The 14,815-nt window shown below is 63.5% G+C and carries 15 protein-coding genes; 13 read left to right on the top strand and 2 right to left on the bottom strand.

All coding sequences use genetic code 11. The features are described 5' to 3' along the window. Positions 1-68: 68 nt before the first annotated feature. Complete coding sequence (locus tag E4191_RS07605) at positions 69-734, top strand: hypothetical protein (protein WP_135312876.1); 666 nt, start codon at positions 69-71, stop codon at positions 732-734. A 61-nt stretch (positions 735-795) separates the two neighbouring features. Here the strand turns inward: E4191_RS07605 and E4191_RS07600 are convergent, their stop codons facing one another. Further along, on the bottom strand, positions 796-1,245 hold the full coding sequence (locus E4191_RS07600) for a hypothetical protein (RefSeq protein WP_135312875.1): 450 nt from the start codon (positions 1,243-1,245) through the stop codon (positions 796-798). A 159-nt stretch (positions 1,246-1,404) separates the two neighbouring features. Next, a complete protein-coding gene (locus E4191_RS07595; RefSeq protein ID WP_331459639.1) occupies positions 1,405-1,926 on the bottom strand; it encodes a YbjQ family protein in 522 nt (173 codons plus the stop codon). 60 nt (positions 1,927-1,986) lie between these two features. On the opposite strand from E4191_RS07595, the gene E4191_RS07590 reads away from it, so the two are divergent. From E4191_RS07590 to E4191_RS07535, 12 genes are all read left to right on the top strand, one after another. Continuing rightward, positions 1,987-6,861 (top strand): hypothetical protein, encoded by a 4,875-nt coding sequence (locus E4191_RS07590; RefSeq protein ID WP_135312874.1) that lies wholly within the window; start codon positions 1,987-1,989, stop codon positions 6,859-6,861. Beyond that, positions 6,858-7,751 (top strand): hypothetical protein, encoded by an 894-nt coding sequence (locus E4191_RS07585; RefSeq protein WP_135312873.1) that lies wholly within the window; start codon positions 6,858-6,860, stop codon positions 7,749-7,751. Before E4191_RS07590 ends, E4191_RS07585 begins: the two co-directional genes overlap by 4 nt. 47 nt (positions 7,752-7,798) lie before the next feature. Next, the gene (locus E4191_RS07580; RefSeq protein ID WP_135312872.1) at positions 7,799-8,491 is read left to right on the top strand and encodes a hypothetical protein; all 693 of its coding nucleotides are present in this window, start codon (positions 7,799-7,801) and stop codon (positions 8,489-8,491) included. Continuing rightward, complete coding sequence (locus tag E4191_RS07575; protein ID WP_135312871.1) at positions 8,491-8,790, top strand: hypothetical protein; 300 nt, start codon at positions 8,491-8,493, stop codon at positions 8,788-8,790. The genes E4191_RS07580 and E4191_RS07575 overlap by 1 nt, the downstream gene beginning before the upstream one ends. 83 nt (positions 8,791-8,873) lie before the next feature. Continuing rightward, on the top strand, positions 8,874-9,212 hold the full coding sequence (locus E4191_RS07570; protein WP_135312870.1) for a hypothetical protein: 339 nt from the start codon (positions 8,874-8,876) through the stop codon (positions 9,210-9,212). Next, a complete protein-coding gene (locus E4191_RS07565) occupies positions 9,212-11,416 on the top strand; it encodes a hypothetical protein (protein WP_135312869.1) in 2,205 nt (734 codons plus the stop codon). Before E4191_RS07570 ends, E4191_RS07565 begins: the two co-directional genes overlap by 1 nt. Further along, positions 11,416-12,243, top strand: a complete 828-nt coding sequence (locus E4191_RS07560) for a hypothetical protein (protein WP_135312868.1) — start codon at positions 11,416-11,418, stop codon at positions 12,241-12,243. The genes E4191_RS07565 and E4191_RS07560 overlap by 1 nt, the downstream gene beginning before the upstream one ends. An 88-nt stretch (positions 12,244-12,331) precedes the next feature. Beyond that, a complete protein-coding gene (locus E4191_RS07555; RefSeq protein WP_135312867.1) occupies positions 12,332-12,574 on the top strand; it encodes a hypothetical protein in 243 nt (80 codons plus the stop codon). Continuing rightward, the gene (locus E4191_RS07550) at positions 12,571-12,750 is read left to right on the top strand and encodes a hypothetical protein (RefSeq protein ID WP_135312866.1); all 180 of its coding nucleotides are present in this window, start codon (positions 12,571-12,573) and stop codon (positions 12,748-12,750) included. Before E4191_RS07555 ends, E4191_RS07550 begins: the two co-directional genes overlap by 4 nt. Beyond that, positions 12,741-13,136: a hypothetical protein gene (locus E4191_RS07545; RefSeq protein WP_135312865.1), complete on the top strand. Its 396-nt coding sequence runs from the start codon at positions 12,741-12,743 to the stop codon at positions 13,134-13,136. Before E4191_RS07550 ends, E4191_RS07545 begins: the two co-directional genes overlap by 10 nt. 329 nt (positions 13,137-13,465) lie before the next feature. After that, positions 13,466-14,302, top strand: a complete 837-nt coding sequence (locus E4191_RS07540) for an N-acetylmuramidase domain-containing protein (protein ID WP_228461644.1) — start codon at positions 13,466-13,468, stop codon at positions 14,300-14,302. 3 nt (positions 14,303-14,305) lie between these two features. After that, positions 14,306-14,812, top strand: coding sequence for a hypothetical protein (locus E4191_RS07535; RefSeq protein WP_135312864.1), 507 nt, complete (start codon positions 14,306-14,308; stop codon positions 14,810-14,812). Positions 14,813-14,815: the final 3 nt, after the last annotated feature.

The following is a 14,815-nucleotide window of genomic DNA, read 5'->3' as shown; positions in this document are numbered from 1 at the left end:
CCCTAGGCCTTGCGAAAGGATTAATCTCCTCGACGGCCGACGTTCGGAAGCGGACTCAAGACGACGTGATGCGAGTTTATGATCCCACGTGGGCAAACGCGCGCGAGTTTCTTAACGTGGTGGATGAAGCTGGCTTGATTCATAGAGATGTGTCCAGTGCATCAGTTGGCCAGATCGTTCTATGCCAAGGATCCTTATCGGTCAAAAATCTCCAGCTTCTTACAAGCATTTGGAGTTCCCCGTCCGCTAAGAAAATGATGGCAGACGGCATTAAGCAGAATTCCGTCCCCCCCTTAGGGCGAAACGCACAGAAAGATCCTACCATAAAGGCTATGCATGACGCTGCAGTTTTGGCGGCCCAAAACATGCGTCATGGTCTAGAGCTTTTTATGGATTTGATCCCAACTTTCCCGCACACGGTTCAGGCAACTATCTCGGGCGATAAGGACGTTTGGTGTAGCCTTCTGCCCGAAGGGCTGACGTTCGATCCATCCAACATCACCTTAAAATTCTCGGAGCATTTGCCGGGTACATGGTCTGCAATTGGCATACTGGACGCACTACCTGATGAGCAACCGGACAGCGGAATCAAACAGGTCGATTACATGAATGGCGCCGCCATGGCTAAATTGGGTGACACCATCGCGCCTATGATCAGGATGTTCTTGGGTCGCCCTTATGAAGCTTATGGGATTACACCTCTCTTGGTATTTAGGGAGATAAGTGCACGCTGATTTCAAGGATAGCCCTAGAGTACATATCCGCCCTCTGGTGCAGCGGCGGCCATTAAGCAAATCAGAAGCCTCCGTTAGAGCGAGCCTCAACAGGAGGGTTGTCATCGGCGGCTGGTTTGGTAACAATTGTTACTGGCGGAATGAACGGGATCGAGAATTTCACGCTGTTAGTTGAACGGCTCTCTCGGGAATGCTTTCCATCGAGATTTACGTCCGCAGCCACAACTGAGATCCTTCCGCCCGCGCTCCCAGACGATGTGTTTTCAATCATCACAGCAATATCGAATTTGAGGTTCTGAACTTCGCTTTTTGAGATGTTTCCTACAGAACCCCATACTGGGTTAATCGCGCCGGTGATTTCGCCATTTTGCAGCTCTGTTATTGCTTCTTGAACGCCTGTCTGCACTTGGATGATAGTATCTCGAATGAAATCCTTCAGCTCCATTGTATAAATTTGGCGATCCGACTGCGGGGGCTTTTTAGTGAAAAACTCAATAAGTTTTTTTCTCATACAGGCTTTCCTAATTGGTACTGAGGCCAAAAGACTAGAATCATGATTTCTCCGGTTGAAGACGAGAGCGTCCAATCCCTGCTTACTGATCAGGGCGGTCAGACGGAGGTGGACAGGAAAGCGCGGGTGAGGTCATGGCGGATCTAGTCGGGCGTTAGCTTATCCATCATATGCCTGGATGAAGACCGCGGTTCCTGATCCGACCAGCATGACCATCGTGCCAGAGCCGGACAGGTCCACGTAATCCAGATCAACGCCAATCACTGCATTGGCGCCGATGGCGTGAGCCTCGCGCCGAAGTTCTTGGAGAACGGTTCTCCGAGCGTCCCGCATGGTCGATTGAACTGCTTCGGATCTGCCTCCGACGATGTTCCGAACCCCGGCAAACAGGTCTTTAAAGGCGTTCATGCCAAAGGCGCATTCGGCGGTCACAATATCGATGCGGCGTGTGACGATAAGATCCGTCGCCGCCTCAGTTGTCAGAACCACAGCCGCGATAGCCTTGGCGTCCTGCTCGTCTGATGCCTTCTGTTCAGCAGCGATTATGGCCGCTTCGTCCTTGCCATGGGTCCCCTCCAGTTTGCGCTGTGCAAAATAGCGATTGTTGCAGTCAGCGCAGCGTCCGTTGACCTGCTTGAAATAACTGACCTGAATTTTGCAGTCAGCACATTCTGCCATCATCGCCTCCCATTGCCTCGCACAACCATGCGGGGAAATTGATCATGCGCCAAGGATATTGCAATGCCCGAAGCCGCCCGCCTGGTCCTCATCGCTGACTCGTCCAGCCTGCGGGACGGCGAGACGGCTCTGGACAGCCTCGCCCGCACCGGAGGCAAGGTCGAGGGCACGCTGAAGATCAGCGCCAAGGGCATCGAGCAGGCCATGGCGCGGATCGCGACTGTCATGGGCGGCCTCGACACAACCATGCTGGCCCTGCAGCGGTCGGTAACGCAGTCGATGGGGCGCGCCTCGCAAGAGGTTTCACGGGGCGCACGGTCGTTCGATGAACTGCGGCGGTCGATTGATCCGGCCTATGCGGCCAGTGAGCGGTTCGCGGACGTTCAGCAACAGCTTGCCGGGCACGTTGCCACCGGCGCAGCCAGTCAGGCACAGGCAAACTCCGTGCTGGAGATCGCCCGCAGCCGCTATCTGGGCGTTGCCACGGCGGCTGAGGCGGCGGAGCAGGCACAGCGGGAGATGGCGGCGGCAGTGGCTCAGACCACCGGCAGCTACGAGGCCCTGCGCAACACTCTCGATCCGGTCTATGCCTCGTCCAAGCGATACGAGGCGGCTGTCGAGACCGCCAACACCGCCCTGCGCGCCAAGATCATCACCGAGGGAGAACATGCCCGCGTGCTGCAGATGGCGCAGACCCGGTATCTCGCGCTGACCCCGGCCGTGGCAGGGGCAACTAGCGGCCTTGCACGCTTCACCCCGCAGATCACGAACGCATCGTTTCAGATCCAAGACTTTGCGGTTCAGGTCGCGTCGGGCCAGTCGGCACTGACGGCTTTCACCCAGCAGTTCCCGCAGCTGGCCGGTGCCCTGGGCGCTTCGGGCCAACTGGCCTTGCTCGGCGCGGGCCTTGGCACGGTCGTTGCAGTCGGTGCCGCTCTTCTGCCCCTTTTCATGAGCATGGGGAACGCCGCGAAGGCAGCCGAGGATGCTGTATCCGACCTCAACAGCGCCTTCAGCGCCTATAAGTCGGCCATCGATGGCACCAACCTATCAGTGGACGATCTGACGACAAAGTTCGGGTCTAACGCAGAGGCGGCGCGCGTTCTCTACACGGTCATGCGCGACCTTGCGGAGCTGGAACTTGCGCAGGCCATGGGCGCGGCCGTGGCAGCCGCAACCAGTCAGTTCGGCGGCCTTGAGGCTCAGCTCGAGAGGATCAATTCGCTTTCGCAGGCTAGCATTGGCGACTTCGGCGGGATGTCTGCCGCATCTGGCCGGCTGGCTGTGGCCATCGGCGAACTGTCCACGCAATACGGCCTGGGCTACGGCCAAGCGGTCGAGCTAAACCGGGCTATGCAGGCGCTTGAGAACGCCAAGGGACCGCAGGAGCAAGCCCGCGCTGCGGCTGCGCTAGTAGAGGAGCTTAGGGACGCTCAGCGTGCAGGCGCGACCATCCCGCCCGAGATCATGGCGACTGCGCAGCAGCTGGCGCAGGCGTCGATGCTCGGCCTGCAGCTAGGCGGCAATTTGAACGATGTAGCGGGCGCTGCTGCAAATGCCGCCGCCGCCGCCCGCGATCTGGCATCTGCGCTGGCCGCGGCTGCGGGCTTCTCCATGAACATCGACAACCAGATCGACGTTATCGGCGCGCGCATTGCAGCGCAGAAAGCTGGCGCCGATGCCGCTATCGCGGGTCAGGTCCGATCGATGCAGCTTGAGGCAGCTGCAAGCCGGGACCGTCAGATTGCGGCGGGCGTGGATCAGTACAACGCCGAGGCCCTGTATCAGCTTGATCTGGACCGCATTGCTCAGCTGGGCGAGATGACGGCTGAGGAGAAGGCGCTGGCCAAGGCCACCAATGAGGCGGCGAAGGGCAGCAAGAAAGCATCGAGCGAGGCCGGAAGCGCTGCGAAGAAGGCTGCCACCGAGGCCGAGAAGCTGAACGACACCCTTGATCAGACTGCCCAACGCTGGCGCGAAACCCTCGACCCGATGGCCAGGTACCGCCGCGAGTCCGAGGAACTGGCGAAGCTGACCGGGCGGCTGTCCAGCGACGAGATGGCCAAGGCGCAGCGGAACCTGAATATCGAGCTGGCCGACAGCCTGCCGCTGGTCGGCGAGTTCACCGACACGATGACCGAGGGCCTGCTGAACGGCTTCAAGGGCACCCTGTCCAGCATCGGCGACATGATGAAGCGCTGGCTGGCCAACATGATCGCCATGGCGGCCAAGAACCGCATCATGCTGTCGATGGGCTTCGGCGGTGGTGCAGCCGGCATGGCAGGCGGCGCAATGGCGGGGCAGGCAGGCGGGGCGCTAGCCACCGGCGGCGTAATGGCAGGTATCGGCGCGCTCGGCGGCGGCATCATGTCCGGCCTGTCAGGCGGTATCTCGGCGCTTGGCGGCGGGCTTGGAAGCGCGATGCAGTACACGCAGTTCATGGCGGCCGGGGCGACGTCGGGCATGGCTGGGTTGGGTGCGGCGATCGGGGCTATCGCACTTCCCGTTGCGGCGCTGGTCGGGGTGTTCTCCTTCTTCCGGAAATCGACCAAGGAACTCGACAGCGGCCTGCGCCTGACTGTCGACGGCATGGACACGCTGGCGGAGAGCTTCAGCCGGACGGAAACGCGCAGGTTCTGGGGCCTGTCGAAGCGGACCCGTACCAGCTACGACCGCGCCGACGAGGAGACGCAGGACGCGCTGTCAAAGATCGTGGGCACGATCCAGACCGGCGTGCTGGATGCCGCCGCTGCCCTTGGCGTTGGGTCTGACGCGTTCGCGGGCTTTGCGCACGAGATCCGGATTAGCACCAAGGGCATGACCGACGAGGAAGCGCAGGCGGCCATTCAGGATGCCCTCGGCACCCTGGGCGACGAGTTCGCTGCCATGGTCCCGGGCCTCAAGGGGCTGGCCAAGGATGGCGAGACGACCACCGAGGCCCTGCAGCGCCTCTCCAGCGCCCTGCTGGGGGTGAACGCGATCATGGACACCCTTGGGCATTCGTTCCTGGCCGTGGGCATCACGGGGGCGGATATGGCCTCCAAGATCGCGGATGCCTTTGGCGGGATGGATGCCATGGCCTCGGCCACGCAGAGCTTCTACCAGACCTTCTACAGCGATGCGGAGCGGCTTGCCATGACCACCCGCCAGACGACCGAGGCGCTGGCCCGGCTCGGGATCGCCATGCCGCGCACCCGCGACCAGTACCGCCAGATGGTTGCGGCGCTGGACCTGACGACTGCGAAGGGCCGCGAGGCCTATGCCATGCTGATCGGGCTGTCGGACTCGTTAGACATGATCCTGCCCACCATCAGCGCTTTGACGGCAGAGCTGGCTGCGCTGCAGGATGCGGTGCAGACCGGTCTGGATGGGACGATCAGCGCTGCCCAGGACGCCGCCAAGGCCAATGCGACGGCTGCGGCGAACTGGTACAAGGCTGCCGGGTCGATCCGCGAGTATATCGACAAGCTGCGCGGCACCGCCTCGGCGCTGTTTAACCCGGCGCAAGCGCTGCGCTATAACCGTCAGCAGTACAACCAGACGTACAGGCAGGCCCTGAATGGCGACCTGACGGCGGCGCAGAACGTGGGCGGGGCGGCTGACCGCTACCTGTCCTCTGTCATGGACACCGCCCGCACCCGGGAGGAGGCAGCACTGGCGCAGGCCCGCGTGCTGTCGCAGCTTGGGTTCCTCCAGGGGGTGGCGGATGTTGAGGGCGCGCGGCATGACGTGATCGCCGGGCTGATCGGGCGGCAGGTCGAGCTGCTCGAACAGGCGCGCGACTTCCTCGCCAACGGCGGGGTGATGACCGCAGAGATGATCGCCACCCTGCGTTCGGGGCTGGGATCTATCAATGGCGCCATCGCGGCAGCGCAGCGGATTAGCGTCGCCGCTATCATGCGCCGCCTGAACGTCACGGTCGATGTGATCGCAGATGCCGACATCCCGCCCTATGTGCGGAACCTGCTGTCGAATGCCACCAACGGCATTCGGGGCTTCGTGGACTTCATCGTTCGCTCGGACCTGTCGCCGGATCAGAAGTGGCTGGCGCTGCAGCGGTCGTCCACGCATCTGAACACGGTCAACTTCCTGGCTCGGAACCAGATGTCGCCGGAATACACCCGGTTGGCGCTGAGGGAGGGAAGCAACTACCGCCTCGCTGTGACGTCGCATGTCGCCTCGGGCTCGGCGCTCAACACCCGCCAGCTGCAGCAGCTGTTCACAGGGAATGCCTCGGGCACGATCACCTTGGGCGGGTCGTTCCGCTTCGATCCGTCGGCGGGCTTCGCGACCTGGTACGAGACGGCCAGCCGAAGCGCCATCTCGACGCCCATGGCAGCACTGCGCACGGCTATGGGCAACCTGCAGGCCGCGCTCACAGCACTGCGGTCCGCGATCCTTACGCCAGCACCCGCGCCGGTCGTCAGCCGTCCTGCGCCGACGCCCGCACCTAGCCCGGCTGCTCCGCCACCTTCGGGGGCAGTGGGGCGACTGAGCCTGAGCGACTATCGGTTCAGGCAGACGGTTCAGAACAGTTCTGGCGGACCGGAATACTATACGACTATCACCGGTCCGAATGGTGGGACGCGCAGGATTGACGGAACGGCCAATCAGGCGCGGTTCTGGGTCGCCAACCGTAACTATCCGCGGTTCGAGCGCGGTGGCCAGCATGTCGGCGGCCTGCGGATTGTCGGCGAGAAAGGCCCTGAGCTGGAGGCCACCGGTCCGAGCCGGATCTTCAGCAACAGCCAGAGCCGGTCAATGCTGGACAACAGCGAAGTTGTGCAGGAGCTGCGCGCCGTCCGCGCTGAACTGGCGGAGATGCAGGCCCATGCCCGACGGACGGCTGAAAGCACGAGGGACACCTTCAAGACGCTGCGGGAGATCAATTCCGTGGGCGTCAAGATCGACCCTGTCCAGAACAAGGTGAGCGCGTGAAGATCATCGAGCCTTATACGGTGTTGCCCGCGATGATGCTGGCCAGCAACGTGCCGGAGACCGACTTTCCCCAATGGGTCTCCGGCACGACATATACGAACGGGGCCCGGGTCATCAGGTCGAACGCCATCTGGGAAAGCGTCCAGGCAAGCAATGTTGGGCACGATCCGGACACGGACGCGCTCTCCGAATGGTGGTTCCGCATCGGCGCCACGAACCGCTGGCGGGCCTTCGACAATCGCCTCGGAGGGGTCACCAGGCAGCCGGGCAACATCACCTATACGATCCGCCCGCCTCGAACCCTTAACAGCATTGCCTTCTTCGGCCTCGATGCCCAAAGCGTCAGGGTCAGGGTCACCACCCCAGGCAGCGTGCTCATCTCCGACCAGGCATTCGAGCTGGCCTCGCGCGACCAGGTGGGCACGTTCTGGGAATACATCTACACCCCGTTCACGGTGCGCTCGGACCTGATCCTGACAGGGCTGTCGCTGCCGTCCGGCTCATCCGTCGAGATCACGGTCGCCTCTACCGGATCGGCCGAGGTCGGGGAGATCATGATCGGCAATCAGATCGACATCGGCATCTCGCTCATGGGGTCGACCCTGGGCGTCGTGGACTATTCCAGGAAGGACCGCGACGAGTTCGGGGGCGTGTTCATCGTGCCCCGACCCGTCAGTGAAACCGTGCGGTTCCGCTTTTCGGTGCCGTCCGGGGGCGAGTCCCGGGTGCAGCAGATCATCCGCCGCATCACGTCCAAGGTCTGCGTGTTCTATGCCCTCGACGGCGAAGACGACTTCGGAATGACCATTGCGGGCATTCTGCGCGACTACGAGCTGACGGTGGGCGCAGGCAAATCCTTTGGCACCATCGACGCGGAAAGCCTCGTCTAAAGCATCACCCAAATTCACAGGAGCGCCCGTCACGCGGGTGATTTTGCATGGCAATAACCCCACCACCCACTCCACCGAATACCGGCAACCCGGCCCAGTTGGAGGAACGGGCAGATGCGTTCTTCGGCTGGTTCCCGAGCTTCGTTGCGGACTTCAATGATGACCTGCCGCTGCTCAGGGGAAAGACCTGGGCCACACGGACCGGATCGGCCAATGCGATTACGCTGACGGCGGGTGTCGTATCGCAGACCGTGGGCACGCAGGTGCGGTTCCGAGCGGCGGGAACAAATACCGGCGCGGCTACCATCAACCTCGATGGGCTGGGCGCGGTGGCCTGCCGGACGATCACAGGGATTGCGCTGCCAGCGGGATACATCCGCACGGACACCGAGACCGTCGCGACATATGACGGCACATTCTGGGTGCTGGATCGGCAGATCGAACGAGGTGAGAACTCAAACGGGGAATTTGTGCGATTTGCGGATGGCACACAAATTTGCACAGAACTTTTGGTATCGACGGGAAGCATCAATACAGTTTGGACTTTTCCAGCATCGTTCGGCGTCCGAGCTGACGCAATTTCAGCGACAGCAGTAACCACAGCAGGAAATGCGCGTATTGTTACTTTTGCCGGAATTGGCGGGCCGACAAGCGTTTCTGCACAATTGAGGACTTTAAGCGACGCGGCAGCTGAAAACGGATCGTTGGCTTGGGTCGTCGCGACGGGCCGGTGGTACTGATGCGCATCTCGTTTTCCCCCGTCCGCATGGACAAGCTGCTCCAGGTCGAAGTGTCGGGCGATGTCCTGACGGTCAATGGCATCGACTACGACTTTTCCCCCTTACAGGAGGGAGACGTGATGCCAGCAGAGACTGTCGGATGCGAATGGCTGGTGTCCGACGTCACCCGCATGGAAGGGCATGTATCACTCACGCTGATCCTGCCGCATGGCACGGGCGCATCAGAGGCTGCGCGCTTCCCCCAGCCGATCATTGCGACAGACGGGCCGGTTCCCTTGCCGGGGATTCCGGCGGCCTGAGGGCGCGCGGGCCAAACGCCCAACGACCGAACAACCCTGACCCGCCCCGGCATTCCGGGGCTTTTTGCTGTGGAGCGCACCGCATGGCGACAACCGACTACATCCTCGGCGAGAGCGGCACGCTCGGCTTCCCGATCGACCAGTTCGACGGCACCCCGATGCCGCTGAACGACCTCGGCCTGCGGCTGGTGATCTACCTCCCCGGCGCAGAACTGATCATCCCCGGCCGCGCCGAGAGCGGGGAGCTTGCGACGGACGATGGCCAGGTCATCAACCACCCCTCGATCATGGCCTTCGATCTGACCCCCGAAAACATGGCCGTCCGCCCCCGCCCTTATCGCTGCGCGCTGCAGACCGATGACGGGACCGGCTGGCAGACGCTGCCCGGCGAAGAAGACATCATCAACGTAAGGATGCCCTGATGACTCGATATGCAGTTTGGCGCGGGCGCGATGGGCGGATCGATCCTGAGGACCGGGCCCGCTTCGATGTGGCTGTCCAGACCAGCGACACCATCGCTGCGCGGATTGGCGAGGTGGAGGCGGCCCGCGACGTGGCCGGGGATCACGCCGAGGAGGCGGGGGCGCAGGCCGACATCGCCACCGATGCGGTGGTGATCACCCTGGCGCAGGCCGATGCCGCCGAGATCTCGGCCGGGCTGGCCGATCAGCGCGCCGGGGCGGCCCAGACATCCGCCACAACTGCGCTCGGGTTTCGCAATGAGACCGCGGCCATGGCCTCGGCGGCGGCCACCGGCGCACGGTTCTTCGAAACCATTGCCCTGGGCCGGGCGGCGGTCGCGGATGGCGCCACGTTCGGGGTGCGGCTGGTCGGCCCTGATGGGGTGATCCGCCCAAACATCTACCGCCGCGACAGCGCCACCACGCAGACGCTTGTGGTCACCTTGCCCAATTCCACCGAGGTGGACAGCGCCAAGCTGCGCACGGAAGAAACCCGCGCCGAGCTGCAGAAGGTGGCCGGCGTCGACAATACTAGCTTTGCCGGGGAAAACCCGTTCGAGCTGACTGACTCCGAGGGCAACCGCTTCCTGGTCGTCGATCCTGATTTCTCGCTGTCAATGTTCGGTGGCGCCAAGCTCGACGTGCGCGCGCAGACCTGGCCCTTTGCCTTCACCGACATGGAGGGCAACGTCTTCGCCGGTTACCGCGACGGCCGCTGGTACTTCGACGGGCAAACGGGCGACCAGGGCGGGTCTTGGCTCGATGCCCTGGACGCCCGCAACCGGGATCGCAGCCAAGAGATCACCGAGCAGATCCGATACGGGGTGCAGCTGCCCGTGACCGATAGCAGTGTCATCGTGATGCTGGGCCAGTCTTTGGCGCGCGGTCAGGAAACGTGGCCGAGCCTGTCCAAGGATCCGGTGCCAGGGGCGGTGATGATCGGCGGCAATGCCGACTCGACCTCGATCAGCGGAACCTACACCCATGTCGGGGCCTATGAGCTGAACCCGCTGGTCGCCAACACCCGATCGGGCGGATCCAACCTGACCGGGGCGCAGGAAGCCGCGCTGGCGCCGGGCGCCACCAACTTCGGGGAAATCCCGGTGATCGGGATGGTGAATGGCCTGAAGCGCTGGCTGAACCGCAAGGCTCTGCGCGCCAATGATGGCCGGCAGTTGATCGCCTTGAGCGTGGCAGTCTCGGGCCGGACCGTGGAACAGCTGAGCAAGACACCGCCCGAAGGGACCGGCGATCATTACGGCTTCTTTACTGATGGCGTCGACAAGGCCCTCGGCCTCGCGCCTGACGCGGTGGTGCCCGTGGTGGGCTTTGCACAAGGTGAATATAACTATGTGTCCACCCACGGCGGCGATACCACCCGCGCCGGATACCTGGCCCGGCTGGCGGCCTATTTCACGGATGTGGCGGCGGACATTCTGACGGCGGTGCCCAATCAGACCGAGCCGCCGCTGATCGTCAGCTACCAGACCGGCGCCGCTTATACGCGCGATGTCGATGCCAACGGCCAGCCCGGCCTGGCCATCGGCATGGCCCAGCTGGACCTGGCGCTGGCGGGTGGGAATGTGGTGCTGGCCTGCCCGGCCTATCCCTTCACCGACAAGGGCGGGCATCTCGACAGCAACGGCTCGCGCTGGATGGGGCACTACATGGCCAAGGCTGCGCGAGAGATCTGGGAGGGCCGGAATTTCCAGCCCGTCCGGCCGCTGCAGGTCACGGTCGAGGGGTCGGAGGTCTATATCCACTATCATGTGCCGGTGGCGCCCCTGGTCTTCGACACGCCCTATGTCTCGAATTCCGGGCCGGTGGATTATCCGACCAAGGGGTTCCGGGTGACCTCTGCGGATGGGCTTTCCGCCTCGACGATCCAGGCGGTAACCATCGAGCGGCCGACGATCATCAAGATTACCCTGGCCGCGCCGCCGCCCGCGGGTGCGCTGCTTTGGTATGCGCCGCAGGCCTCGATGCAGGGCAATGGCTGCGTGCGCGACAGCGATCCGGCCCTGGCCTCCGACCTTTACGAATATGTCCCCGAGCGGGGCATGTATCCGGCCGCCAATATCCCCCGCCTGATCGGCAAGCCTTACCCGCTGCACAACTGGTCGATCGCCTTCTGCATCCCCGTCACCTATTCGGAGTTCCTCTAATGCGCATCATGGTCCCTGGCATCGACGCCTCGCAATCTGGTTTGGGGCGCGCAACGCCCACGGTCCGCGGCATGCCGGCCGACGATCTCGCGGCTCTCTACCTGTTCGAGAGCGGGCAGGAGGGCGAGATCGTCACGACCTTCCTTGATTCGTCGGGCAACGATCGGCATGGCGCTCTGCATGGCGCCTATGCGGGCGGCGTCAAGCGACCCTGGGGGCTCGAGATCACCGGCCCGCATGGGATGGTGATTGCCACCGGGGTTCCGATCACGGCCACCACCACGATCCTCTTGGCGATCGAGTCGCTGGTGCCGGGCGGTCAGCCCGCGCTTTATCAGTCCTTCTATTCCCCCAGCACCAACAACCTTCTGACCGATCCCACGGCGGCCACCTTTGGGGCTGTGTCCCCGATGATCAATTTCGACGGATCGGTGGCCTCGGGCAACTTCGCCCTATTTGAGGGGGTCACGGGCTTGCCCACATTGGGCACCGCGCGCCTGCCGATCACGGGCGGGCCAAGCAATAATCAGCCGACATCCCTGGCCCTGAAAATCGACGCCCCGGCCAACACGCTGGAGCTGCTGGCGCAGAGGGGGACGCCGCGGGTGGTCACGCGCGCCGGGGTCGGTGCCCATTATGGTGATGGCGAGGGAAATGCCATGCTGGGCATGTGGTGGCACGGTGGCGCCCGTCCGTCTGTGACGCCGGTGGCGCGTCTGTTCGGGGCGGCGATCTATCACCGAGTCCTCGACGGCGCCGAACTGCAGATGGCGATGGCCGCACTGCGCCGCCCGGCCGAAAACGCCGGGATCGTGTTCGCGCTTTGATCGCGCTGCTGCGCACGCCCAAGGCGCAGGGCGATCCCTATGACTGGGCAGCGGCGGAGATCGCTCTGACGTGCCGGAGGCTGCAGCCATGACCCTCGCAGACTTCATCGCCGAGGTCGGTGGCGGCCTCGCTGGCGTCGTCATCGTCGTCCAGGGCTGGGCCAACTGGATCCAGTACAAGCGCAATGGTGAGCTGCAGGACAAGATGCTGGCCATGGCCGAGGCCATGATCCGCGAAAGTCGGGATCTGGTCACCGACACCAACAAGACCACGAGCGCCAATACCGAGATCATGGGCCGCGCGGTCCGGCTTCTGGAGGATCGGCGATGATGGGGCGGCTCTTAAGACAGCTGACCGGACACGGGCGACGGGCCGAGAAGGCCGACACACTCATCCGCGACCACATGGCCGAGACTGCGCCACAGAAGCGCGCGATCAAGGCACGGGTGGCCGCGATCGAGCGCCTCGTGCAGCAACTCGAAAAGGACACCCAGACATGGCCCTGACCATCGGCTTGATCGCCGTCATAAACGCGCTCGGCTATTGCGCCGTGATCTGGGCCTTCCGGGCCAGCTTCCGGGAACTGCGCACCGCCACCTGGTGGTTCGCCACCGGCTTCATGATCCTCGCCGGCGCTATCATCCTGCGAGGGCTCTATTGGGACGTGGCCCTGCCGCTGATGCGCCTCTGGGTGCCAGGCTTTGCGGCGAAATGGTCCGATGTCACCGGCGGTCGACTGATCAACATCGTCTTCGGGCTGATGAAGATGGCCGCGTTCTTCTGCGCTTTAAAGTGTCGCCAGATGCTGATCCCCGAGCCGGAGCGGCACCGCTGGCCGGTCTACAAGGCATGGATGCACCCGACGCGGATCCGGTTTCTGCCCTGGCGATAGGAGAGATGACAGCAAGCCCGACCGAATGAAAAGTGGCCCCCGGGAGATCGGGGGCCACCAGCGGTTTGAACCACCCACCTAATCTAGGCTGAGTGTGGTGCGCCCACCGTTCGTCAAACCCATTTAGTCATCACTGTCCTGGCTCGTTTCGTCGACTTGATGAGCTGTGGCTCAACCGGCGCGAACTCTTTTGCCACAAGTAGCAACCTAAAGTTAGGAATCGCTACCGGTCGAGTCTCGATCTTTCTCTCAATAAGCTCGCTCAAAAAAACACGATCCACTGACGCTTTCGAGCAACACCCAGCCCCGCCGTTGCGCGGGGCTTTTTCATGGAGAAACGCATGTACCCATCAGGGTTCAAGGGTCGCGCGCAGCGGCTCGCTGATCTGGATATTGCCACAGTCGGCCGGCGCATCGGCGTCGGAGAGGACGAGGTCCGCGCAGTCATCGAGGTCGAGACCGCGGGCGGCGGCTTTGACCCGCAGGGGCGGCCCAAGATGCTGTTCGAACCGCATGTCTTTTGGCGCGAGCTAGGGCCGGGCCAGAAGCGGGTGGCGGCCGAGGCTCAGGGGCTGGCCTATCCCCGGTGGGGCACCATTAAGTACCCCGCCGACAGCTATCCGCGCTTTGAGCGCGCGCTGCAGGTTAGCGCCTCAGCCGCGCTGCGATCGGCGAGCTGGGGCCTCGGGCAGGTGATGGGGTTCAACCATCGCGCGGCAGGCTTCGCCAGTCCCGGCGACATGGTCGCGGCCTTCTGCGACAGCGAGGCGGCCGGGCTGGAGGCCATGATCGCCTTCATCGAAAGCGAGGGCCTGGACGACGACCTGCGCCGCCACGACTGGTCCGGCTTCGCCCGTGGCTACAACGGCGCCGGATATGCGCAACACGGATATCACACCCGCCTAGCCGCCGCATTTGCGCGCTGGCAGGCGATCCCGGACTATCTGGCCCCCGCGCATCCCAAGATCGGCCTTGGCTCCCGAGGCGCTGCTGTTCGGGAGGCGCAGGAACGGCTGCTGGCGCTCGGCCACGATCCGCGCGGCGTCGACGGCATCTTCGGGCCGGGCACGCGCGCGGCCACCATCGCCTTCCAGAAATCCGAACGCCTCACGGCGGACGGCATCATCGGCCCCATCTCGTGGGCCGCCCTCATCGAAAAGGACTGACCTATGACCACGATCCTGATGCTTCTGGCGCTTGTCGCCATTGCTGCCTTTCTCATGCCCTCGCTGTGGCGATTGGCCCGCGCCGCTACCGTCTCTGGCGCGATGCTGCTGCTTCTCGTGATGCTGGCAGCGGCACAGGAACTGCCCGGTTCCGGCCTGATCGCCGCTGTCCTACCCCAGCTGCTGGAGATCCTCGCCGTCTTGTTGATGGCCGCCCTGACCGGGGCCGCAGCGTGGGCCAAGCGCAAGTTCGGCATCGATATCGAGGCCAAGCACCGCGACGCCCTTCACTCCGCCCTGATGACCGGCGCCCGGCTTGCTGCAGCGCGACAGATGACTGGCGCAGCGGCGACAGCCTTGGTGTTGGACTACGCCCGCCAGTCCGTGCCCGACGCGCTGGCCAAGCTCTCTCCGCCCGCCTCTGTTCTCAAGGATCTCGCCGAGGCGAAGGTGCAGGAGGTCGTTCAGGACAAGCTGACCGGGCCGCTGGGCAAGTTCGACACGCGCTAGTCC

Source organism: Paracoccus liaowanqingii (assembly GCF_004683865.2).
GTDB classification, from domain to species: domain Bacteria; phylum Pseudomonadota; class Alphaproteobacteria; order Rhodobacterales; family Rhodobacteraceae; genus Paracoccus; species Paracoccus liaowanqingii.
Note: the sequence above shows the minus strand (reverse complement) of the source record. Positions and strands in the feature narration are given on the sequence as shown.

What these genes read in the sequence shown, in the direction of transcription:
- E4191_RS07580 (WP_135312872.1), top strand. Translation starts at nt 7,799, where the DNA reads ATGGCAATAACCCCACCACCCACTCCACCGAATACCGGCAACCCGGCC.
- E4191_RS07600 (WP_135312875.1), bottom strand. Translation starts at nt 1,245, where the DNA reads ATGAGAAAAAAACTTATTGAGTTTTTCACTAAAAAGCCCCCGCAGTCG.
- E4191_RS07605 (WP_135312876.1), top strand. Translation starts at nt 69, where the DNA reads ATGCGAGTTTATGATCCCACGTGGGCAAACGCGCGCGAGTTTCTTAAC.
- E4191_RS07560 (WP_135312868.1), top strand. Translation starts at nt 11,416, where the DNA reads ATGCGCATCATGGTCCCTGGCATCGACGCCTCGCAATCTGGTTTGGGG.
- E4191_RS07550 (WP_135312866.1), top strand. Translation starts at nt 12,571, where the DNA reads ATGATGGGGCGGCTCTTAAGACAGCTGACCGGACACGGGCGACGGGCC.
- E4191_RS07565 (WP_135312869.1), top strand. Translation starts at nt 9,212, where the DNA reads ATGACTCGATATGCAGTTTGGCGCGGGCGCGATGGGCGGATCGATCCT.
- E4191_RS07540 (WP_228461644.1), top strand. Translation starts at nt 13,466, where the DNA reads ATGGAGAAACGCATGTACCCATCAGGGTTCAAGGGTCGCGCGCAGCGG.
- E4191_RS07590 (WP_135312874.1), top strand. Translation starts at nt 1,987, where the DNA reads ATGCCCGAAGCCGCCCGCCTGGTCCTCATCGCTGACTCGTCCAGCCTG.
- E4191_RS07575 (WP_135312871.1), top strand. Translation starts at nt 8,491, where the DNA reads ATGCGCATCTCGTTTTCCCCCGTCCGCATGGACAAGCTGCTCCAGGTC.
- E4191_RS07545 (WP_135312865.1), top strand. Translation starts at nt 12,741, where the DNA reads ATGGCCCTGACCATCGGCTTGATCGCCGTCATAAACGCGCTCGGCTAT.
- E4191_RS07595 (WP_331459639.1), bottom strand. Translation starts at nt 1,926, where the DNA reads ATGATGGCAGAATGTGCTGACTGCAAAATTCAGGTCAGTTATTTCAAG.
- E4191_RS07570 (WP_135312870.1), top strand. Translation starts at nt 8,874, where the DNA reads ATGGCGACAACCGACTACATCCTCGGCGAGAGCGGCACGCTCGGCTTC.
- E4191_RS07535 (WP_135312864.1), top strand. Translation starts at nt 14,306, where the DNA reads ATGACCACGATCCTGATGCTTCTGGCGCTTGTCGCCATTGCTGCCTTT.
- E4191_RS07555 (WP_135312867.1), top strand. Translation starts at nt 12,332, where the DNA reads ATGACCCTCGCAGACTTCATCGCCGAGGTCGGTGGCGGCCTCGCTGGC.